18 protein-coding genes are annotated in these 21,246 nt (G+C 58.0%); 4 read left to right on the top strand and 14 right to left on the bottom strand.

Annotated elements, in window-relative coordinates; genetic code table 11:
- Positions 1-9: 9 nt before the first annotated feature.
- Positions 10-1,803 carry an acyl-CoA dehydrogenase C-terminal domain-containing protein gene (locus R3F50_08580; GenBank protein ID MEZ5490361.1) on the bottom strand — a complete coding sequence of 598 codons (1,794 nt, stop codon included), beginning with the start codon at positions 1,801-1,803 and terminating at the stop codon, positions 10-12.
- Positions 1,804-2,130: 327 nt separating this feature from the next.
- Here R3F50_08580 and R3F50_08575 point away from each other — a divergent pair, with 327 nt between their 5' ends.
- A complete protein-coding gene (locus R3F50_08575; GenBank protein ID MEZ5490360.1) occupies positions 2,131-2,730 on the top strand; it encodes a ComF family protein in 600 nt (199 codons plus the stop codon).
- A 279-nt stretch (positions 2,731-3,009) separates the two neighbouring features.
- Here R3F50_08575 and R3F50_08570 read toward each other — a convergent pair whose 3' ends face one another.
- The 11 genes from R3F50_08570 to R3F50_08520 all read right to left on the bottom strand — a co-directional run bounded on the left by R3F50_08570 (position 3,010) and on the right by R3F50_08520 (position 14,495).
- Positions 3,010-3,936, bottom strand: coding sequence for a hypothetical protein (locus R3F50_08570; protein ID MEZ5490359.1), 927 nt, complete (start codon positions 3,934-3,936; stop codon positions 3,010-3,012).
- 192 nt (positions 3,937-4,128) lie between these two features.
- Positions 4,129-4,686: a 2-amino-4-hydroxy-6-hydroxymethyldihydropteridine diphosphokinase gene (gene folK, locus R3F50_08565; GenBank protein ID MEZ5490358.1), complete on the bottom strand. Its 558-nt coding sequence runs from the start codon at positions 4,684-4,686 to the stop codon at positions 4,129-4,131.
- Complete coding sequence (hemE, locus tag R3F50_08560; GenBank protein ID MEZ5490357.1) at positions 4,658-5,722, bottom strand: uroporphyrinogen decarboxylase; 1,065 nt, start codon at positions 5,720-5,722, stop codon at positions 4,658-4,660. Before hemE ends, folK begins: the two co-directional genes overlap by 29 nt.
- A gap of 142 nt (positions 5,723-5,864) precedes the next feature.
- Positions 5,865-7,382 (bottom strand): AAA family ATPase, encoded by a 1,518-nt coding sequence (locus R3F50_08555; GenBank protein MEZ5490356.1) that lies wholly within the window; start codon positions 7,380-7,382, stop codon positions 5,865-5,867.
- A gap of 70 nt (positions 7,383-7,452) precedes the next feature.
- Positions 7,453-8,538 carry a 3-dehydroquinate synthase gene (gene aroB / locus R3F50_08550; GenBank protein MEZ5490355.1) on the bottom strand — a complete coding sequence of 362 codons (1,086 nt, stop codon included), beginning with the start codon at positions 8,536-8,538 and terminating at the stop codon, positions 7,453-7,455.
- A 2-nt stretch (positions 8,539-8,540) separates the two neighbouring features.
- Positions 8,541-9,143: a shikimate kinase AroK gene (aroK, locus tag R3F50_08545; protein ID MEZ5490354.1), complete on the bottom strand. Its 603-nt coding sequence runs from the start codon at positions 9,141-9,143 to the stop codon at positions 8,541-8,543.
- 170 nt (positions 9,144-9,313) lie between these two features.
- Complete coding sequence (gene pilQ, locus R3F50_08540; protein MEZ5490353.1) at positions 9,314-11,545, bottom strand: type IV pilus secretin PilQ; 2,232 nt, start codon at positions 11,543-11,545, stop codon at positions 9,314-9,316.
- Positions 11,546-11,662: 117 nt separating this feature from the next.
- Complete coding sequence (locus R3F50_08535; protein MEZ5490352.1) at positions 11,663-12,187, bottom strand: pilus assembly protein PilP; 525 nt, start codon at positions 12,185-12,187, stop codon at positions 11,663-11,665.
- A gap of 13 nt (positions 12,188-12,200) precedes the next feature.
- Complete coding sequence (gene pilO, locus R3F50_08530; GenBank protein ID MEZ5490351.1) at positions 12,201-12,830, bottom strand: type 4a pilus biogenesis protein PilO; 630 nt, start codon at positions 12,828-12,830, stop codon at positions 12,201-12,203.
- Positions 12,831-12,840: 10 nt separating this feature from the next.
- Positions 12,841-13,425 carry a PilN domain-containing protein gene (locus tag R3F50_08525; protein MEZ5490350.1) on the bottom strand — a complete coding sequence of 195 codons (585 nt, stop codon included), beginning with the start codon at positions 13,423-13,425 and terminating at the stop codon, positions 12,841-12,843.
- Positions 13,425-14,495 (bottom strand): pilus assembly protein PilM, encoded by a 1,071-nt coding sequence (locus R3F50_08520; GenBank protein MEZ5490349.1) that lies wholly within the window; start codon positions 14,493-14,495, stop codon positions 13,425-13,427. The genes R3F50_08525 and R3F50_08520 overlap by 1 nt, the downstream gene beginning before the upstream one ends.
- Positions 14,496-14,853: 358 nt before the next feature.
- Between R3F50_08520 and R3F50_08515 the strand changes: the two genes are divergently transcribed.
- Together R3F50_08515 and R3F50_08510 are read left to right on the top strand one after the other, a co-directional pair.
- A complete protein-coding gene (locus R3F50_08515; GenBank protein MEZ5490348.1) occupies positions 14,854-15,033 on the top strand; it encodes a hypothetical protein in 180 nt (59 codons plus the stop codon).
- Between the two features lie 39 nt (positions 15,034-15,072).
- A complete protein-coding gene (locus R3F50_08510; GenBank protein ID MEZ5490347.1) occupies positions 15,073-17,451 on the top strand; it encodes a transglycosylase domain-containing protein in 2,379 nt (792 codons plus the stop codon).
- Positions 17,452-17,687: 236 nt separating this feature from the next.
- Here the strand turns inward: R3F50_08510 and rpmE are convergent, their stop codons facing one another.
- Positions 17,688-17,897 carry a 50S ribosomal protein L31 gene (gene rpmE, locus R3F50_08505; GenBank protein ID MEZ5490346.1) on the bottom strand — a complete coding sequence of 70 codons (210 nt, stop codon included), beginning with the start codon at positions 17,895-17,897 and terminating at the stop codon, positions 17,688-17,690.
- A 215-nt stretch (positions 17,898-18,112) separates the two neighbouring features.
- The gene (locus tag R3F50_08500) at positions 18,113-18,415 is read right to left on the bottom strand and encodes a chorismate mutase (protein MEZ5490345.1); all 303 of its coding nucleotides are present in this window, start codon (positions 18,413-18,415) and stop codon (positions 18,113-18,115) included.
- Positions 18,416-18,687: 272 nt separating this feature from the next.
- Here R3F50_08500 and R3F50_08495 point away from each other — a divergent pair, with 272 nt between their 5' ends.
- A complete protein-coding gene (locus R3F50_08495) occupies positions 18,688-20,946 on the top strand; it encodes a primosomal protein N' (protein ID MEZ5490344.1) in 2,259 nt (752 codons plus the stop codon).
- Positions 20,947-21,246 lie beyond the last annotated feature (300 nt).

The raw sequence follows: 21,246 nt of genomic DNA, 5'->3' as shown, positions 1-21,246 counted from the left end.
GGCCACCCATCAAAACTGGTCGGCATTCAACGACATCACAGGCCCGGCGCCGGCGGCGACCGTCTCGACCAGGGATTTATAGCCAGGCATGACACGCTCGAAATAGAAGCGCCCCACCTTGAGCAACCCATCCCGGTAGTTACTGCCGTAATTCCGCGGATCAGCTTCGTTCTGTGCGGCCGCCATAATTCGGAGCCACATATACCCGTAAAGAAACAGACCCATGGCTTCCATGTAGCCGTAGGATGCGGCACCGATCTCGTGAGGCTCGGAGCGGGACTTCCCGATGATCTGCCCGGTCAGCTGTTCCAACGCTGCACTCGCTTCCTGTAGCGCATCAACATAAGGCTGCAGAGGCGCGACCTGCTCCAGTGCGTCGACATAGGCATTAAGCTCTGCAACCAGTACCCGAAAATACTCGCCACCGCACTTCACGGTTTTTCTACCCATCAGATCCAGAGCCTGGATACCGTTTGTCCCTTCGTAAATCTGCGCGATGCGGGCATCCCTGACGGCCTGCTCCTGGCCCCACTCCTGAATATAACCGTGTCCACCAAGGACCTGTTGACCGGTAACGCAGTCCTGGAAGCCCCGATCGGTACAGTAAGCCTTTACTATCGGTGTCAGTAACTCCACCAGCTTTTCAGCATCCTGTTTTTCCTGCCCGTCAGCGGCAAATTTAACCGTATCCAATTTGGTGGCGGCGTACAGTGCCAGCGCCCTGCCGGCCATAATATTGGCTCGCATCGTAAGCAGCATGCGCCGTACATCCGGATGCACAATAATGGGATCCGCAGCTTTGTCAGGATTTACCGCGCCGCCCGGTGAGCGGCCCTGGATTCGTTCTCTGGCATAGTCCCTGGCAACCTGGTAGGAAAAATCCGCCAGACCAATCCCCTGCAGCCCCATGGACAAACGTTCGTAGTTCATCATGGTAAACATGCAGGCAAGGCCTTTATTCTCCTCGCCAACCAGGTATCCGGTGGCATCGTCGAAATTCATGACACAGGTGGCTGAGCCTTTCAGACCCATTTTATGTTCGATGGAACCACAGCTGACGCCGTTCGGGCCCGCCGGCTGTCCGGCCTCATCGATCTGCAGTTTGGGCACCAGGAACAGCGATATACCATGGGCGCCGGGCGGACTGTCGGGTAGCCTGGCAAGCACGAAGTGAATAATATTCTCGGTCAGGTCATGTTCACCGGCAGTGATGAATATCTTACTGCCTGTCAGTTTGTAAGTATTGTCCGGCTGCGGAACCGCCCGGGTTTTCATGATGCCCAGATCGGTGCCGGCATGGGACTCGGTCAGACACATGGTCCCGGACCAGCGCCCCTCATACAGTTTCTGCAGATACTGCTGTTTCAGCGCTTCGCTGCCATGCAGGCTAAGAGCCAGTGTGGCACCGTTGGTCAGTATCGGATAAAGGGCAAACGAAGAGTTTGCCGCAAACAGCATTTCCTCGAACAGCACCGCCAACATTTTCGGCATACCCTGACCGCCGTAATCAGGCGTTCCGGTGAGAGCACCCCAGCCACCTTCGGCAAAAGTCCTGTAGGCCCCCCGAAAGCCCGCCGGTGTCGTCACTTTGCCGTCACGAAGCTCACAGCCCTGCTGGTCGCCAGACTGATTGATGGGCGCCAGCAGGTCTTCGTTGATTCTTGCCGCCTCTTCGAGAATCGCATCAAGCAGTTCAGCAGACAATTCCTCCAGTCCATTCAGAGACGCCAGAAACGCTTCCGCCTTAAACACTTCATGTAGCAGAAACCGCATATCTGCAAGTGGTGCCTTGTACTGCTGCATCTGTCTCTCCAGTCGTTGCGCAAGTCTTACCGCTCGAATTATAGGGGAATCGGGCCAGGAACAATAAGAACGACCCTGCCTGTAATCCTGCCCCGCATCGCGCGGGCCTCTACTGTTACGCAAAATCTCTTCAGCGGGACTACAGTCAGGGTAACCGGACTTCGCACAGGGAATAATCTGATGAGCCTGATCGATCGTCTTCGCCTTTGCCTGCCTGGACTCTGCGTCCTGTGCGGGTGTCCGGTCTGCAACCAGATCAGCCTCTGCGGGGATTGCCGGGCCAGGCTTCCACTGGTGGCAAGGACCTGTCGGGTTTGCGGCATTGTAATGAAGAACAGCGACTCTGCTGACACCTGTGGTCGCTGCCAGTTGCTGCCACCAGCCTTCGATCGTTGTATCAGCGTGTTTCAGTATGAAAAACCGCTCAGCAACCTGATCACCGAATTCAAATACCATGGCAGCACTGCAAAAGGCCACGTCCTTGCCCAATTGCTGGCCCAAGCGTTCGTTAATCACTATCGGGGGGCGGCGACCGGCCAGCCGGTTGACTGCCCCCACGCCGCCACTGTGTGGCCCGGGCTGCTGATCCCGGTCCCCCTGCACCCGAACCGATTAAAAAGCCGCGGCTTTAACCAGGCTCTGCTCCTGGCCTGCTCCATCTCCCGGCTTACCGGCATCCCCGTGGCCAGCGGGCGCCTGAAGAGAACCCGGGACACGGACTCCCAGAGCCGGCTTCACGCCAGACAGCGGCGCAAAAACCTGCAGCGGGCATTCCAGGCAGTGAATACCGGCAACAATAAGGAGCTGGATTACGTGGCGGTGATTGACGACGTGGTCACGACCACCGCAACGGCAAACGCTGTCGCCAGGGTGCTTCGTGCTGAGGGAGCCTCGAGGATTGATGTCTGGGCACTGGCCAGGGCCTAGCGGGGAAACCGGGAGTAGCAGCGGAAACTGTGAAACAGTACACGGCAATTTTCAGGTTTCCAACTACTATAGGGAACTTCTAGAGAAGCCGACGCTGATACTTGTTGCGGATTTTCCTCCTTTAGCAATTCCTGCAAAGAATTGTGTAGCCCTTTGCCCCGTCTTGAACGGGGCTTTTTTTTTGGTCTTATTGGCCACAGGGCCTTGTTGGATCGGGAAGCCTCTGATTCAGTACCACAACGCTCTGCGGGAGCATTCTGTTACTGAGTAAGAGGCTACCTAGAACTGGTACTTGATAGAACCATAGGCAACGCGGCCATTCTGGTCCACTACCCGGCTGTTCTGATTGAGAATCTGGGTCGTCTTCTTGTCGAATATATTGCGAATGCCCAGGGAGAAAGAGATGACAGTGCGATCCTCTTTTCCGGCTTTCACATTGTAGCCGTACTGAAGGTCCACCGTGGTGATGTTTTCCACCAGCGCATTGATTTCGTCCACATTCAGCTCGCTGATATCTTTGAACGAATCAAAGTAATTGGTGACGGCACTGGCCGAATGATTACCAATATCCCAGGTCAGCGTGAGACTGCCCTGCAAATCCGGGCTGCCGGACAGGGTGACCTCATCGTTAAGGAAGGCTCCGGCGTCTACCACACCGTTGCGCTGTTCAAAATCGTGAATGTAGGTTGCGGTGGTTTGCAGGGTAAACGTGCCGGCCTTCCCGGCCTCCCACACGTAAGCCGCACCCAGATCGACCCCCTTGCTTTCCAGGCTGTTACCCAGAAATGACTGGTCCAGGCCAAATTCCTGCCCCCGCTCGCTCTCGAGGTAGGGCTGCGGTAATCTTGCCTGCCAGCTGGCGGCCTGATTGACTGCAGGCGCCGGGGTCGGCTGCTCCTGAATACTCCAGGCATCGGCCCGCAGGCTGAGACCGTCAAGCGGCGTGAATTCCAGCCCCAGATTGATATCCGTGCTCTGCTCCGCGAACAGACCCTGCAGATCCTGCTGCCGATTTTCTCGCTCGATCCGGATAATCGGCAGTAGCAGCTGGCCACCCGGGGTTCCTGCCGCGCCGTCCAGACCAATGGCCGTTCCGTTAACTCCGCTGCCCTGGGCGCTGACCTGCGTGGCCGGCAACAACGACACTGCAAGGCCCAGAGTGCCGGTTTGTAGCAGATAGCGGAGTGAGGCGGAAATCATAGTCACAACTGGATAAGTATCATTGTCATCATTGAATGATTAAACAGGCGCTGGCATTTTACCACCGAACGCAGCCATCGTGCATCCTGTTTGAGGGTTGTCGTGCTGCCCCGCTGATCAACCCCAGGGCTCCGATCGGCGGGGTTTACAGAGTGGAGGCCGGCGTCTCGGGCACATCCTCCATCAATCCGCCTGCGATCAGCTGTCGATTTTTACGACCAGTGGCCCGGAATCTGGCAGCGCCGCCACCAGTTCCGCGACCGTGCGTGACTGGCCGGCAAGCCGCAGGTCTGGCGCTATCTCCGCCAGTGGCAACAGGACAAAGCCGCGCCGATGGGCCTCCGGGTGCGGCAGCCTGAGCTTCACATCCGCCACTGTCCGCGCACCGAAGCTGATGAGATCCAGGTCCAGGCTGCGCGCTGCATTGACTGTGCCCGAACGGCGTCGACCGAACTGCTGCTCCAGCGCCAGCAATCTTTCCAGCAGGGAATGGGGGCTCTCATCAACGGCCGGAACCAGGCCCACCACGGCATTGATAAACTGCGGGGATCCGGGCGGGCAATCGATCGGATCAGTCTGCCACAGCGACGAACGATGCAGGGGTTGAGCAGACCAGGTGGCGATCCTTGTCATGGCGGCCTGCACCGTATCCCGGGGGGAACCGTAACGGGAATCCAGATTTGACCCCAGACCCACGAAGGCCATGACCGGGGCATTCACCGGTGAGTTACTGGTGGTATTGCTCGGACAGCTCATGCACGGACTCGACGAATGCCGCCACATGGTCCGGATCGACCCCCGGCGTGATTCCGTGCCCCAGGTTGAACACGTGCCCCTCACCAGGACCAAAATCAGCCAGAATTCTGCCGACCTCCTCCCGAATCCGCTGCGGCGAGGCATACAGGATGCTCGGGTCCATGTTCCCCTGTAACGCAACCTGGCTGCCTATGCGCTGACGGGCACCGCCAATTTCAAGCGTCCAGTCCAGGCCCACACACTGGCAGCCACTGGCGGCGATCTCTTCCAGCCACAGCCCCCCGTTTTTGGTGAAAAGAATCACCGGCACCTGACGGCCCTCGTTTTCACGGATCAGACCATCCACTATCCTGCGCATATAGGCAAGGGAGAACTCCCGGTATGCCGGCGTTGTCAGTATGCCTCCCCAGGTATCGAATATCTGCACCGCCTGGGCGCCGGCACGAATCTGCGCGTTGAGGTAGTCAGTGACCGCCGTCGCCAGCTTGGTCAGTAATCGATGCATCGCCTCCGGCTGATCGTAGAGAAATTGCTTGGCAATACGAAAGTCGCGGCTGCCACCACCCTCGATCATGTAGGTAGCCAGGGTCCAGGGACTGCCGGAAAAACCGATCAGTGGCACGGAGCCATTCAGCTCCCGGCGGATCAGGGCGACCGCGTCCGTCACGTAACCCAGGTCGCTGGCCACATCGATTTCCGGCAACGCCTCCACATCGGCGGCGTCGCGAATCACCTTGCGAAAGCGGGGCCCTTCACCCTCCTCAAAATACAGCCCCTGGCCCATGGCGTCAGGAATGGTGAGAATATCGGAGAATAATATGGCGGCATCGAAAGGGAAGCGCCGCAGCGGCTGCAGGGTGACTTCGCAGGCCAGCTCCGGAGACTGGCACAGGTTCATGAAATTGCCAGCCTGTTGTCGGGTTGCCCGGTACTCAGGCAGGTAACGCCCCGCCTGTCTCATCATCCACACCGGCGTGCGATCAACCGGTTGCCGTAATAAGGCCTTCAGAAATCGATCATTTTTCAGGTTACTCAATGCCTTGCCCTTATCGTCTGCGGACTGCTGCCGGAGAAACTGCCTGTTCATTGCCTTGCCGGCCAGGGCCGGCAAATCGGGCGCTAATTCTACATGTCAGACCTGCGTGGGACAACGCGCTACCGGCCCAGTAACCGGGAAATCATTGATTACGGCGAATGTCCGCCTGAATATCCGCCAGATTGCGGGCCCAGGGCTTCAGCTCCTGCAGGCCAGAAGGCAGCCGGTCGATGGCGTCCCGAGCCGCATCCTGAGTGGGGAAATTACCGTACACGACGACAAACCAGGGCTTGTCCTGGTAACGGGACGCAAAATAACGCATTGCCGCCGGGTCCGGCTGACTGGCAATAAAATTTTTCACATTGCTTTCGGAATGAGAACCAAGCAGTTGCAGTGTATAGCTGTCTGCGGGTTGTGCCAGCAGCGACTGCTGGCCCACCGTATTCGCTGGCGGACCACCCGCGGGTCCGGTATCACTGGGCGCTGACTGCACAACGCGGGCTGGTGTGGCAGCATCCTGTTTGCGCTCGGCGGGCGCAGTTCCCTCGCCGGCTTCACTTGCCGAGCGTCGCTGACTGCTGGATAGCGTATCGGTGGGGCGGTCACCGCGACCGGTGCCGGCAATAGAGCCGGAAACCCGGCCGTCGGTGGTGGCGGCAGCCCCGCCGCCCCGATTACTGATCGCCGCACTCGCGCTGGTGATCTGCAGCGGAATCTCCACCCGCACCTGGCCCGTGGGTTGTCCCTGGGAGCCCCCCTCTGCGGCAGCAACGGCCGCCATTTGCCCCGACCCGGATTGGTCCTCTCCACCGACAGTAAAAAACAGCAGCAGCACCAACGCTCCGAAAACGACACTGAACGGCACCAGGTGACGTTCGATAAATCCCAGCCTGGGCAGCGTCTGCCGGGGCGTCCAGCTGTCGGTCAGCTCATCCCGGATCAAGACGTTGATAGTTCCAGGCATTCCCCGCGCACGGGAATGAATCACTGCCAGGGCATCCTGGTCGATTGGCAGATCTCCGTCAAAGCCGGCACAATCGAGCTTGAACTCCACGTATCTGGTGGTTTCGACGAGATCCAGCGCTTTAAGCTCCAACAACTGGTGAGCGGAGGGGGCCAGCTTTTCCACACTACCCCGTAAGGTGGCCTCACCGAACAGCACCGCCTTAATACCGTCTTCTCCCAGGCTTGAGGAATCCGCCTGGCGCTCCAGCAGAGCGAGAACGCAGCGCAGGGCTTCTTCGCCCAGTTCATGGGCATCATCCACCAGCAACTGCAGGCAGCGGGACCTGGCGTGCAGGGTGTCGACATACTGACCGACCCGCTCCAGCAACTCGTCTGTACTGGCATCACTGGCCAGTTCCAGCCCCAGTTCCAGAGCGAGGGTCTCCAGAAACTGCTCGCCACTCATGAACAGGGAGGCACGAATTTGCACCGCAACGAACTCGGCATCCAGACTGAGAGCGAGCCAGCAGGCCAGTGTGGATTTACCGCTGCCCAGGGGGCCGGTCACGGCAATCAGGTCGGAACTGCAGACACATAACTCCAGCAGCTGGTCCAGCAACTCCTGGCGTTGCCCGCCAGGAAAGAAATGCCCGGTCTCACTGGCTAAGTCAAACGGATCGAAATCGAGATGCAACTGTTCGCTGTAGTCTGCCATGGCCATTCCATCCGGATGCTTTGCCGCACCCGACTAAATTGCGTATTTTGGACAGTACTGAACGATGCCGTCAGGGTTCGCAGAGGCTGGCCTGGGCCCGTAGAGTCTGGCTCAGCAAGGCGCTATCGACGCCACTGGTGACCACTGCCCTGCCAACACCCTGCAACAGCACAAAATTAATTTTGCCAGCCCGGGCTTTTTTGTCTGACAACATGATATCGAGGTACTGCTGTTCCTCTATATCGGCAGGCGGCGCTACCGGCATACCGTAATCCTGAAGAATTTTTTTGATGCGCGCAGCTTCTGCGGCCGGCAACCACCCCATGCGCAGGGAAAGGTCACTTGCCATGACCATGCCGGCGGCCACCGCTTCCCCGTGGAGCCATTTCCCGTAACCCATCGCGGTCTCAATGGCGTGACCAAAGGTATGACCCAGGTTCAGCCAGGCCCGAATTCCACCCTCGTGTTCATCCTTGGCGACTATCCCGGCTTTCTCAACACAGCTCACCCTGATCGCCTCGCTCAACAAAGTGGCGTCCCGGGCAAGGATCCTGGGCCGATTCAGCTCCAGCCAGTCCAGGAATTCCGGCCGATTGATGAGCGCATACTTGATCACCTCCGCCAGGCCTGCTTTCAGTTCCCGCTCCGGCAGACTTTGCAGGACATCGGTATCTGCAATGACACAGCGGGGCTGATAAAACGCCCCGATCATGTTTTTACCCAGCGGGTGGTTTACCCCGGTCTTACCGCCCACAGAGGAATCCACCTGTGCCAGCAGAGTGGTGGGGATCTGGATGAAATTAACCCCACGCAGGAAAGTCGCGGCGGCAAAACCGGTGATATCTCCGATCACACCCCCACCCAGGGCAACCAGGGTGGTGTTTCGATCGTACTTGTCTGCCAACAGCCTGTCATAAATACTGCTGACAGTCTGCAGAGTTTTGTGCTTTTCGCCGTCGGGCAGAATCATGGCGTCGCCGCCCCCGGTCAGCGCCCGGACCTGCTCCAGGTACAACGGTGCCAGTGCGTCGTTGGTGACCACCAGGACCCGGCCCTGGCCCAGAAAGGGGCTGATCAGCGCCTTGTTTTCCAGCAGCCCGGGGCCAATATAGATGGGATAACTGCGCGTACCCAGATCGACGGTGACTGTTTGCATGGTCAGTTTTCAGCTCCTGATGACTTGTCCTGGCTGGTCGCCCCCGGGGCCGGCTCATAGGGGCCGGTATCGGCTGCGGACTCCGATCTGAATTTTTCCAGTCGTCTGGCAATCTCAAGACACACCATGCGGGGACTGCGTCGGTTTGTGTCCACCACAATATCGGCGGTTTCCCGATACAGGGGCTCGCGAATTTTCATTAATTCTGCGATCTTGGCGGCCGGATCCGGCGTCTGCAGCAGTGGCCGGTTTCTGTCCCGGCTGGTCCTTTCCAGTTGCTGGGACAGAGACGCTCGAAGATAAACGACGAAACCCCGGGATTTCAGGTAGCTGCGATTGTCCGGCGCCAGCACCGACCCGCCGCCGGTAGCCAGCACAATGCCCTGCAGGGCGGTCAGCTCGGCAATCATTCTTGATTCCCGCTGCCGAAAGCCTGCCTCCCCTTCCACATCGAAAATCCAGGGGATATCGGCGCCGGTGGCCGCTTCGATCTCCCGATCCGAATCCAGGAACCGCAGCTCCAACTGCTCGGCCAGCACTCTGCCAATGGTCGTCTTGCCCACTCCCATGGGACCGATTAGAAATATATTGTCAGTGGATTTCATCTGCCTGGACTGTCACTTTCCTTCGAGAGGCGCCATTGTACTCTGATGAAAAGCCGAGGACAGCCACTACCGACCATGGAAGGCACAAAAAAGCCCGTGCTGCCGATCAGCACGGGCTATTTTAAGAAACCTCTACCTGATTACCGCGAGCATCTGCGGCCAGGGTAAACCTAGAGGACGTTGAGCTCTGAAATCACCTTCGGGGTAATAAAGATCAGCAACTCGGTGCGACGACTCTCGTTCTCGGTCCGCTTGAACAGCTTGCCGAGGTAAGGCACATCACCCAATACCGGGGTCTTGGTCTCCAGAGTCGTGGTTTCCTCTCTGAATACACCACCCAGCACGATCGTTTCGCCGTTATTGACCAGCACACTGGTTTCCACCGAGTTGGTGTTGATAGCCGGTACCTGACTGGAACCCGGAGCCACGGAGTCCTGGTTGATCAGAAGCTGCATGATGATGCGACCGTCGGGCGTAATCTGCGGCGTTACTTCCAGGGACAGTACGGCTTCCTGGAATTCTACGGTGGAACCTCCTGCCGTGCCGCCAGCCTGGGCCTGATAGGGGATAAGAACACCGGACCGGATTACTGCCGTTACCTTGTCCTGGGTGGTTACCTTGGGTCGGGCGATTACCTCGCCGTTGCCACTGCTTTCCAGGGCAGATAATTCCAGTTCGATCAGGCCACTGTTGCCACTGAAGCCGATCGAGAACGACGAAGCCTCCTCTTCCTGAGACCCCAGGTCAATGGCCAGGGCATCTGGAAAGGTGGTGGTGCCAATGGGTATTGGTATGGCGTTGATTGCCGCCTGAATCAGTGCCGGTATGAGACTCGGGTCGGTACCTGACTCCAGGGCGGTGAGCCTGGCCTGTTCGCCAGCCAGCATTGCTTCCTGCATGGCCAGTTCCCGGGCTACCCGATTGTTGTTCTGCTCGATAGTGGAATCCAGTGAACCGCCATAGCGAAAATTGTCATGGCTGCCAGTCTGCCCGGCACCACCCCAGCGCACGCCCAGATCGCGTCCAAAATCAGTGGACACGTTGACAATCCGGGCTTCAATCAACACCTGTCGGACCGGAACATCGAGCTGCGAAACCAGATTTCTGACCTCTTCCAGTTTTTCTTCCACGTCACGGACAATAATGATGTTGGTACGGGAGTCCACCGTGGCGGTGCCACGGGAGGACAGGATGCCGTTGCCGTTGGCGGTCAGTGTGGTGGCACCAGCCCCCTGGGAAACCGGATCCAGCGGCTGTGCCGCTGCGCCACCCTGGGCATTGCCAGTGCCGAGCAGCAGGCCAAGAATGTCATTGGCATTGGCATAATTGATCTGGACGAACTCGGTATACAGGGGCGCCAGAGCCTGGGCAGCCAGGCTGGCTTCCAGTTCAGCCTGTTCCTGGGCGGCGATATCTTCCGCAGGCGCCACATACAGCACGTTGCCTACCAGTCGCTTGTCGAGATTGCCGGCTCTCAGAACCAGATCCAGGGCCTGATCCCAGGGCACATTGTTTAACTGCAGGGTTACCGTGCCCTCGACGGCAGGTGCCACGAGATTGAAATCGTATTCATCCGCCAGGATCTGCAGTGCGGCATGTATTTCCACATCCTGCAGGCTGAGCGAGCTGATCTCGCCATTATAGGCGTCAGTGGGGTCGGACTCAGATGCAGTGACCGGTGGAGGCTGGACGCTGATGGTGTACTGGCTGCCGGTCTGGTACGCGACGTACTCGTAATTACCCTCGACATCCACGACCACAGTGGCGGTTCCATCCTCACCGAGAACATCAACGGTTGAAACCGGTGTAGCAAAATCGGTCACATCAAAACGCCTGTTAAGACGCTCTGGCACGGCGGTATTGCTGAACTGAACGAAAACCCGTGCACCAATCTGTTCGATACTGCCGACGATGCGGTCACTGGACAATTGAACAACCACCTGCCCTTCAGCACCTTCGCCACGGCGAAAGCTGACATCGGTGATGGACTGCCCGGCCGGTAGCGCCGCTCTGGCCGCCGGCTGGCCGGTACTGGCCGCAACCCCGCCGGCTCCCTGGCCGGAGTCGACTCCGACGGTAAGGACGATACTGTTGCCAACCGTACTGGACTCGTAATTCACTAATCGATTGAGATTTACAATTAACCGGGTGCGGGACCCGTCGTCAAGGACAATGACACTGTCAGCGTTATTGGACTCGATGTTGTAGCGCTGCTGCGAGAGTCCGCTGGCTACGCCGGGAAGATCGATGGAAATTCGCGCCGGGTTATCCAGTACAAATCCGTCGGGTTGCGGGGGGGCACCATCGAAGCCCAGCCGAATTTCAACGCTGTCTTCTGCCAGACTGGCAAACCCGATGCTTTCCAGGCGCACATTCTGCTGCGCGCTAACAACGCTTGACATCAGCAAGGCTGCCAGAAGAAAAGCGAAACGCTTAATACACATAGTCAATCCATCCCATGTTGCGTACTGTTTTGGCTTAATAATCACGGACATAGCATCCTGCCTCCCTGTCCTTTTTTACCTGACCAAGGTCAGAGATTGAGGTCTTTCCATCCAGCCCCCCGTACCGCTGGGCACTATCTCCACGAGATCCAGCTGCGAGGCAGAAATGGAAACCACCTTGCCGTGATTCCTGCCCAGGAAATTTCCCAACAGAACACGATGCACCTCACCCATGCCATTTTCCACCAGGGCGACATAGTGACCATTCCTTTCTACCATCCCTACCATAGCTAATTCGGCTATCGCGAAGCTTTCAAGAGGTTCTTTTAGTCGGTCGAGGTCAGGTTTCACATTCTTGGATGACGACATGCCCTCCTGCAACTGAATCCTGATCGGAATATCGAACGGACTTCGGAATCCTGCAGCGCCGTAGGTGAACGCTTCGTAGGCCTTGAATTCGGGTACCGGCTCGACATCGCCACCCGGCCTGGCGCGGACCTCGGTAGTAAACTGCTGCAGGTCGGAAAAATCATTAACCGGTGCGCAGGCTGCTATCAACAAGGCAAAAAAAGCGGTCGTTGCAAGTTTGATTGGTTTCATAGGTCTTACCATCTCACAGAGCACTCAGCTCTTGGTTGTCCTCTTTGTATCGGTAAGTCTTCGCCGTGATACTCATGTCCAGAAAGACGTTGTCCCTTCTCACTATCTGAAAATCATGCAGGGTCACGATGCGGGGCAGAGCTGCCACGCCGCTTACAAAAGTGGCGAAGTCATGGTAATTGCCGGTCACATCGATCTCGATCGGCAGTTCAATGTATATTTCCTGTGTCACTTCGTCTGAAAGCTCAATGTTGGCAAACTCCAGACCACTTCCAAGTCCGGTATCAGTCACGTCATCGACCAGACCCGGAACTTCCGTTTCACTGGGCAACTGCCGCAACAGATCAGAGAATGCCGCTTCCATCTCGACCGTCTGTTCCCGGTATTCAGCCAGGTTGGCGGCGAGGAAGGCTTTCTGTTCGAAACTTTGACGCAGGGAAACTTCTTCGGCCTGCTGGCGCATCAGCTGCTCACGCAGATTTTTGACGTGAAGGAAATAGCCGGCCGACAGGCACCCCCCGATCACGAGCAGCACGAGCACGAATTTAACGGGCGCCGGCCAGACCCCGACACTGTCGAAATCGGTCAGGTCGGCGAGGTCAAAACTGCGAAGTTCATCAATGGCTTTCTTGAACGCGGACATAATTTAAACCTTATTCTGAAAGTTCTTCCTCACCTGATTCACTGGGTGTAACCAGGGTCAGGTTGAGGTTAAAGCGATTGGCCGCGGTATCGTCGAAGGCGCCTTCGTCGTCGGCGGCGGAGATGATGCGCAGGTTTGGTGCCGTGAACCAGTCGGAGCCATCCAGCTTGCGCATCAGGGTGGTCAACTGGCTGTAGGACTCTGCAACGCCCACTATAGACATGCGATCGGCACTGCGCTCCAGGGTCTCAAAATAAACCCCGTCAGGGAGCGTTTTGACCAGCTCGTCAAATACTCTGACGATCACCGGCCGCGAGCCCTGCAGATTCTGAATCACTGACATACGATCCTGAATCTCACTCTTCTGCTGCTGCAGCTTGCTGATCTCGGCCACCTGCTCTTCCATCAGCCGTATTTCCGCCATCAGGTATTCGTTTCTTGCGGATTGATTAACCATGGCGCCGCGCACATAACGATCGGCCGCCAGCACTACCCCGCCGGACGCTATCAGCACCACGACCATCAGTGCCAGGTACTTGCGCTTGCGCTCTTCCCGCAGCGTTTCACGCCAGGGCAGTAAATTGATTTGAGCCATCAGTTCGCCCCTCGCATTGCCAGACCGAAGGCGATCAACAGTGCCGGAGCATCATTGCGCAACATGGTCTTGTTGACTTTGGAACCTATCTGCAATTCCTTGAATGGGTTGGCCACCAGTACCGGCGTGGAAAGATGCTCCTGCACCAGTTCGTCCAGGCCGGGTATCGCGGCCACGCCGCCGGCCAGCACGATATGATCCACTTCGTTGTAGTGGCTGGAGGAAAAAAAGAACTGCAGCGTCTGGCTTATCTGCTGTACCACGGAATCCTTGAAGGGCAGCAGCAATTCAACTTCAAATTCTTCCGGCAGCCCGCCGCGCTTGATAGCCAGCTCTGCTTCCATGGATGTGAGTCCAAAGCGTCGGATTACATCATCCACCAGCTGGTTGCCGCCGAACATCTGTTCGCGGGTATAAATCGTCTTGCCGTCCATCATGACGTTCAGGGTTGTCATGGTGGCACCAATATCGATGATGGCAGTGGTCTGGTCTTCTTCCGCCTCGATCTGCTCATTCAGCAGACCAAACGCTCTCTCTATGGCGTAGGCTTCGATATCCACGACTTTGGTTTCCAGTCCGCCCATTTCCAGGGCTGTCACCCGGGAGTCCACGTTTTCCTTGCGGCAGGCCGCCAGCAGCACTTCGACCAGGTCTTCGCTACGCTGTGACAATTCCTGCCGTTCAAAGTCGATTGCCACTTCATCGAGGGGATACGGAATATATTGATCCGCCTCCACGATAATCTGATTTTCCAGCTCGGAGTCACTCAGACTCGCGTTCATCTCAATAGTCTTGGTGATCACCGCCGAACCCGCCACCGCGACGGCGGCCTCTTTGATGGAGGGCTTCATGACACTCACCGCGCCAGCGATCGCTTCACCGACAGCGCCGATATCACTGATGTTTTTTTCGACAACCGACTTCGCCGGCAGAGGCCGGATCACGTAGTTATCAAGTTTGTACCGCCCGCCGTTGTTGCTCAGTTTCACGATTTTCACCGAAGAAGAACTGATGTCCACACCCAACAGTGAGGTAGATCTAAGCCCGAAATTTCTGAATTTATCTAGCACCTGGCAATTCCTGAAGTTGGCTGTTCTAAGATTCTGGTGTTGTGTCTAAACTGCTCTGGTCGTTATCCAGCTCCGGCGGTTGCTGCGCCGAGCGGGCCGGCCTGTCAGACTTCGCCCTGGGAAGAAGCCTGCCGACAATCCGGTCATTCAAAACCTAGGTCAGGGTTGGTAAAAATTCCATAATTCAACCCAAACTATCGGCGTGAAATGAATTTTTTATAGTTTTCAAGTAATTATATTGAAATCTAAAGCTCTGACCTGGATTGGAATCATCGCGTATGTACGTGGTCATTTCTATGAATCCCATCACGATTACAGGGCAGCTACAGGGGACATTCATCCACGGCGGTCACACTTTATGAAGACTCTGCGTTCGGGTGGCGAGTTGGTTGCCAGATGGTGGTGGCTGGACGACCACCAGCGCGGGATCCTGTCGGACAGGGAAATCCCGTTCCCAGGGTGTATACTTAGCTGCGGGAGCGACGAGTACCCGCCGCCCACCCACGGATTACCTGAGCTGGCAGGAGGAATTGGTTAGCCTGCAGAGCTCACGCCAGATTCCGGACTTCGAGAAATTGTGAACAAGCGACTGAAGAATTTAATCAAGTGGACTGCAATCTGGGCTACCGCGATGTTCTGCGGCGTCCTTATGGTCTGCGCCGCTGCTTATATGTACCTGGCGCCCCAGCTCCCCTCGGCGGAAAGCTACCGCAACGTGCAGCTGGAAACCCCTTTGCGCATCTACACCGCGGATTTTCGCCTGATCGATGAAATCGGCAACCGCCGCCAGCCGCTCAGTTTCGAGGAGATTCCAGAACTCATCCGCAATGCAGTTATCGCCAGCGAGGACCCTGGATTCTACTCCCACCCCGGCGTAGACATTCGCGGCCTTCTGCGCGGTTTCTGGGGGTTCGTGCGAGGTGTCAACCTGGGTGGTGGCAGCACCATTACGATGCAGCTGGCAAACAATATCTCGTTCGACAACGACAATGTCTATTTACGCAAATTCAAGGAGATCCCCTTTGCTCTGCAGATACAGCGGGAGCTGAGCAAGGAGGAAATCCTCGCACTCTACCTGAACCTGGTGTACTTCGGTGCCGGTGCCGACGGCATCGGCGCAGCTTCGTTTATTTACTACGGCAAGGACGCGAGCGAACTGACCCTGCCGGAAGCGGCCATGATGGTATCGCTACTGCCCTGCCCCTCGCCCTGCAATCCACTGGCCGATCCAGACCGGGCCATGGAACGCCGGAATCGAGTACTGGAGCGCATGTACGATCAGGGGATGATCGATCAGCAGCTGCTGACCGATGCCCAGGCTGCCCCGGTAACCGCCCGTCGGCACGGCCGTGCAATCGAAGTGCCAGCACCGTTTATTGCTGAAATGGTGCGGCAGCAACTCTACTCGGAGTATGGCGAGGACACCTATACCCAGGGGTTCGAAGTGGTCACCAGTATAGATGGGGACAGGCAGCTGGTCGCCAAGCAGGCTCTGGTTCACGGCCTGGAAGAATATTACGACAAGCGTCACGGCTTCCGCGGTGTCGATGCGCACTATGAATTCAACGACGTGGATCCAACCGCCCGGTGGCTGCAGGAGCTCACCGCTGTGCCGGTTTATGGCAACCAGCAGCCGGGTATCGTCGTTGCTACCGGAGAGCGTGAGCTGCGCGTGCTGCTGAAAGACGGCGAGATAATTTCGATCGGCTGGGAAGAGATGCGCTGGGCGCGGCCCTATATTTCCCAGAACAACGCCTGGCCTCCCCCTCAGGCTGCCAGTGACATTGCGGCTGTCGGCGACCTGATCCGCGTCAAGCAGATGGATGGGCAATGGCACCTCGGTCAGATTCCGGACGTGCAGGGTGCTCTGGTGTCGGTCTCGCCGACCACTGGCGAAATAATCGCCCTGGTCGGAGGTTATGACTTTGGCCGCAGCCAGGTGAATCGGGTTTTGACGCCTCGCCCCCCTGGCTCCAACTTCAAGCCCTTTGTCTATGGGGCAGCCCTGGAACAGGGCTACGGGGCAGCCTCAACTGTTAACGACGCGCCGATCACCCGCAGCGGCTACCGCCCGAATAACTACGACGATAAGTTTCTCGGCCCCATCACCCTGCGCTATGCATTGCAGGATTCACGCAATGTGCCGGCGGTGCGGCTGTTCGATCAACTGGGCTCGGATACAGTCATCGATTTTGCATCGCGACTGGGCATCGAGACCGACGGCTTCCCGCGCGGTGATCTCACTGTGGCGCTGGGCAGCCAGGATGTCCAGCCACTGGAGCTGATCTCAGCCTATGGGACGATTGCCAACGGTGGCTTCAAGGTGGACCCCTGGTTTATCAAAGAGATTCGCAATCTGCCCGAGGGGGTCATCTACACTGCCGAACCGTTGGTGGCCTGCGCGGAGGACTGTGACCTGTACGTCAGCCAGGATGCCGAGGTGCCGGTTCAAAAAGCCGAGCGGATTCTTGATGCACGGGTAGCGTTCATACTGAACAGCATGTTGCGCTCCGTGGTCGTGGAAGGCAGCGGGCGGGGCGTACAGCGGGCGATCAATCGCAGCGACCTGATGGGCAAGACCGGAACCACCAATGGCCCGCAGGAACTCTGGTTTTCCGGCTTCAATCGGGATATTGCGACGACTGTTTTCGTGGGTTTCGACCAGCCCAGACCCCTGGGAGAATCCGAACAGGGTGCAACTGTTGCCGTACCGATCTGGATCGATTACATGAAAGAGGCCTTGCAGGGCATGCCGGAGCGCACCATGAGAAGGCCCGACGGGCTGGTTGACCGCCTGGTGGAAAAAACCACCGGCCGACCGGCCAGACCTGGCGAAGCCAACACCATGTTCGAATATTTCCGGGTTGAGAACGAACCGGATGCACCGGTCAATGACACACCGGCCGTCACCGCTGACGGTGAGGACACCGAGGTATCAATCGAGACGCTGTTCTAGGGCTAGCTCACACTAATTCGGCTGGCGCTCTTTTAGCCGCATTCCGAAGGGTTAAGGCCATTTCCACCTTCAGCAACGAAAATCAGATCAGTGTGAAAAAGCCTTGGACAAAACCCGCGGACGCGGGTGTGTGCAGGGGAAAAATCAGTCCGTAAATTTGACCGGAATCCGCAGCGAGGCTCGCCTTAAGGCGTGCCCCGAGGTGCCCCCACAAGGGTTGGGGAGAAATTTCCGAGCTAGACCTTGCGGCTACCGAAGCGGCGCTTGAAGCGGTCGACACGACCACCGCTATCCAGGATCTTCTGCTTACCTGTGTAGAAGGGGTGGCAGTTGGAGCAGACATCGATAAGAATGTCCTTACCCAGGGTTGAGCTCGTCTCGATAACATTGCCGCAGCTGCAAGTGGCCTTGATCGCTGTGTATTGGGGATGTATTTCTGGTTTCATCGTGGTCTCCGGCGGCGTCGCTACACAAACCGTCATTTGGTCCGTGCACCACACCTGATTCTAATCTCAAGCGCTGGCACCCTACATCCAGCAAAATGGGCGAGCATTCTACCAGAGATGCCGGCGCACGCAAGGCTTGGCGCACAAACGCCGTCAATCCTTATAAGGAGCCTCTGATTAATGACCCCAATTTAATTACCACACCGCTCTGGCCTTTACCCCTGGCTGCCCTCGCGAATCTGCCGGTGATTGGCGACCACCTCAGCCATAATCCGCGTAAACAGCTCGGCCACCAGCTCAGGATTCAGAGCATGCTCACGACTCAGGTTGCGCAGATTCTCCAGCTTTTGCGCCTCACGGGCCGGGTCAACGGCTTCCAGTTTGCTGTCCGCCTTCAGATGACCCACTTTTCTGGTCAGGGCGAACCGCTGCGCCAGCAGCTGCACCAGCTCGCGATCCACCTGATCGATTTTCTCCCTGACTTCCAGTAATTGCTGTGGGATCGGCGCCTGGGCCATTCTGCCAACTCCTCGATTTGTTCTTCGGATATCTGCCTGGTTACAGGGTGGTTACGGATTCACCGACGGCGGGGCGCGGCGAAATACGGCCAAGTATAAACCAGGGAGCCCCTGATTAAATACCGCCATGCAAAGTTCAAGTGGAATGCTCGGGACACAGATGGCCGGTTCCGGTGACATCGGTTGAGTAACACATCCATTGGCCTTACCATGCCGCGTTCCCCAATCAACAGCATCGGCCACCCCAGTTCACAGCGGTACCTCCAACCGGCATGCCCAGTAACAGCTCAGAAAATTCGCCGCTAATCCTGAAACTGGCAGTGCCTTCGCCGCTGCGGCGCCTGTTCGACTATCTGCCCCCGGTGGCATTGGCACACCACGAGCCCGGGTTCTGGAAACCGGGCATGCGCCTGCAGGTACCGTTCGGACGCCGTCAGGCAGTGGCGATGCTGGTGGAAACCAGCACTTCCAGCGAAGTGCCAAAGGCGCAACTGAAACACGCGACCGGTCTGCTGGACGAGACGCCCCTGTTTCCCGGGCCTCTGCTACAGACCCTGAAATGGGCGGCCGCCTATTATCAGCACCCGCCCGGTGAAGCCTTCAGTGCCGCCCTGCCGGCGAAACTGCGGCAGGGGTCCAGCACCCGGCCGGAGCTGGAGTCCGTGTGGGAGGCCTGTGACACCGAGGCAGAGAACAGCGCCAGCCTGTTAGGCCGGGCACCACGGCAACGGGCCCTGCTGGAAAGGCTTCAGCAGTTCGGGCCACTGAGCCGCCAGGAGTGCCTGGCGGCCGGCTTCTCTGACGCCGCGCTAAAGGGTCTGGCGGCCCGGGGCCTGATCAGGTCACGCCCCAGGGCACCGGCGCTACCAGCCACGCAGGTCGACCGGGCAACCCTGGAACGCCAGCCGGGTCACGCTCCGAATCCGGAGCAGCAGGCAGCCATAAACACCATCAGCCGGTCGCTGGACCAGTTTCAATGCTACCTGCTGGACGGTATTACCGGCAGTGGCAAGACCGAGGTGTACATGCAGGTTATCGCCCGGGTCCTGGAACAGGGTCGCCAGGCCCTGGTCCTGGTGCCCGAAATTGGCCTGACTCCACAGTCCGTGGGTCTGTTTCGCGACCGCTTCCAATGCAACATCGTGGTCCTGCATTCAGGTCTTGGCGATGCTGAACGCCTGGCGGGCTGGCTGCAGGCCAGGGATGGAACCGCAGCCATAGTCATCGGTACCCGCAGCGCTGTCTTCACGCCGCTGGCGAAGCCTGGTCTGATTGTGATCGACGAAGAACACGATGGCTCGTTCAAACAGCAGGACGGGTTTCGCTATTCGGCCAGAGATCTGGCCATCTTCAGGGCCCGGGAAGAAAACATCAGCATCGTGCTCGGTTCTGCCACGCCGGCGCTGGAAAGCCTGCAGAACGCCAGAGAGGGTCGCTACCGCCATCTGACTCTGCCACACCGCGCCGGGACCGCCGATAAGGCCCCGATCAGTCTGCTGGATATCGCCAAAGCGGCAACCCGGGACGGTTTCTCAGACATCCTTCTAGGTCAGATCGAACACCATCTGGGTCAGGGTAACCAGGTGCTGGTGTTTATCAATCGCAGAGGCTTTGCGCCCAGCCTGGTTTGCCAGGACTGTGGTTACGTCTTCGAATGCCGGCGCTGCGATGCCCAGCTGACAGTGCACAAGTCGCCTCCGGGCCTGCGCTGCCACCACTGCGAATCCCGGCATGGCCTGCCGGGTGAGTGCAATTTCTGCGGCTCAACCCAGTTGCTGACGCGGGGGGTGGGAACCGAAAAAAGTGAGCAATTCCTGCAGGAGCGCTTCCCGCACATACCGGTTCTGCGCATCGACAGCGACTCCACCCGGCGCAAAAACGCGCTCAGCAGCCGCCTGGTCCAGGTGCAGTCAGGGGCCCCCTGCATCCTGGTAGGCACCCAGATGCTGGCCAAGGGGCACCACTTTCCAGGTGTCACCCTGGTAGCGGTTCTGGATGCGGACAGCGGCCTGTTCAGCGCCGATTTCCGGGGCCAGGAGCACATGCTGCAACTGCTGTTTCAGGTGGCGGGGCGGGCCGGGCGGGCGCAAAACCCCGGGCAGGTGACTATTCAGACCCGGCATGTTACCCACGCGTCACTGCAATCACTGGTGGCAAACGACTACCACAGTATCGCCGATCTGCTGCTGCAGGAGCGGCGCGAAACCAGCATGCCGCCATTCTGTCACCTGGCGCTGTTTCGAGCGGAAAGCACCGACCAGCGCCTGTCTCTTTCCCTGCTGGAGCAGACCCGCTCTCTCTGTACCCAGGCCTGCCAGAGCCTGAAGCTGGGGGACGTGGAGATTCACCACCCCCTGCCCGCACCGATGGAGAGACGAGCCGGTAAATTCCGCACCCAGATGCTGGTAAAAGCCTCCTCGAGGGGCGCTATGCAGACGCTCCTGGCGCGTGTCTGCCCCCAGGTAGAGACACTTAAGTCAGCCAGGAAGGTCCGATGGTCCATTGATGTGGACCCGGTTGATCTGACCTGAAAAATTCGCAGCCCCGCCCCTGGAGTGCTTTGAACACGCCCTGCCGCCATCATTTCCCGGCAGCAGCCCTTCTAATGGACAGCGAACTTTGACAGGCCCTTCCACCCCCGGATCCGGGTGACAAACAGATCTGAACGGCGCATCATTACACCTCATAAAGAGACTGCAGGCTCAACCGATAATGTTGGTTGTGTATTGAACGGGGAATTTTGGTCGGCCTTGTCGCAGAAGGAATCTGTGCCCTGTCTGACCCGCTGCTGATGGTTCACGATTTCGCAAAAATCAGGCCGGAACCGGTTC

It is taken from the genome of Gammaproteobacteria bacterium, from assembly GCA_041395725.1.
Lineage (GTDB): Bacteria > Pseudomonadota > Gammaproteobacteria > Pseudomonadales > Pseudohongiellaceae > NORP240.
The sequence above is the reverse complement of the archived record's forward strand: the minus strand, read 5'-3'. Positions and strand labels throughout refer to the sequence as shown.

Bases quoted from the DNA above. Each gene is read 5' to 3' on its own strand.
- R3F50_08495 (MEZ5490344.1), top strand. From the start codon at position 18,688: ATGCCCAGTAACAGCTCAGAAAATTCGCCGCTAATCCTGAAACTGGCA.
- pilQ (MEZ5490353.1), bottom strand. From the start codon at position 11,545: ATGTCAAGCGTTGTTAGCGCGCAGCAGAATGTGCGCCTGGAAAGCATC.
- aroB (MEZ5490355.1), bottom strand. From the start codon at position 8,538: ATGCAAACAGTCACCGTCGATCTGGGTACGCGCAGTTATCCCATCTAT.
- pilO (MEZ5490351.1), bottom strand. From the start codon at position 12,830: ATGTCCGCGTTCAAGAAAGCCATTGATGAACTTCGCAGTTTTGACCTC.
- R3F50_08515 (MEZ5490348.1), top strand. From the start codon at position 14,854: ATGAAGACTCTGCGTTCGGGTGGCGAGTTGGTTGCCAGATGGTGGTGG.
- R3F50_08575 (MEZ5490360.1), top strand. From the start codon at position 2,131: ATGAAGAACAGCGACTCTGCTGACACCTGTGGTCGCTGCCAGTTGCTG.
- folK (MEZ5490358.1), bottom strand. From the start codon at position 4,686: ATGAGCTGTCCGAGCAATACCACCAGTAACTCACCGGTGAATGCCCCG.
- R3F50_08525 (MEZ5490350.1), bottom strand. From the start codon at position 13,425: ATGGCTCAAATCAATTTACTGCCCTGGCGTGAAACGCTGCGGGAAGAG.
- aroK (MEZ5490354.1), bottom strand. From the start codon at position 9,143: ATGAAATCCACTGACAATATATTTCTAATCGGTCCCATGGGAGTGGGC.
- R3F50_08535 (MEZ5490352.1), bottom strand. From the start codon at position 12,187: ATGAAACCAATCAAACTTGCAACGACCGCTTTTTTTGCCTTGTTGATA.
- rpmE (MEZ5490346.1), bottom strand. From the start codon at position 17,897: ATGAAACCAGAAATACATCCCCAATACACAGCGATCAAGGCCACTTGC.
- R3F50_08500 (MEZ5490345.1), bottom strand. From the start codon at position 18,415: ATGGCCCAGGCGCCGATCCCACAGCAATTACTGGAAGTCAGGGAGAAA.
- R3F50_08555 (MEZ5490356.1), bottom strand. From the start codon at position 7,382: ATGGCAGACTACAGCGAACAGTTGCATCTCGATTTCGATCCGTTTGAC.
- R3F50_08580 (MEZ5490361.1), bottom strand. From the start codon at position 1,803: ATGCAGCAGTACAAGGCACCACTTGCAGATATGCGGTTTCTGCTACAT.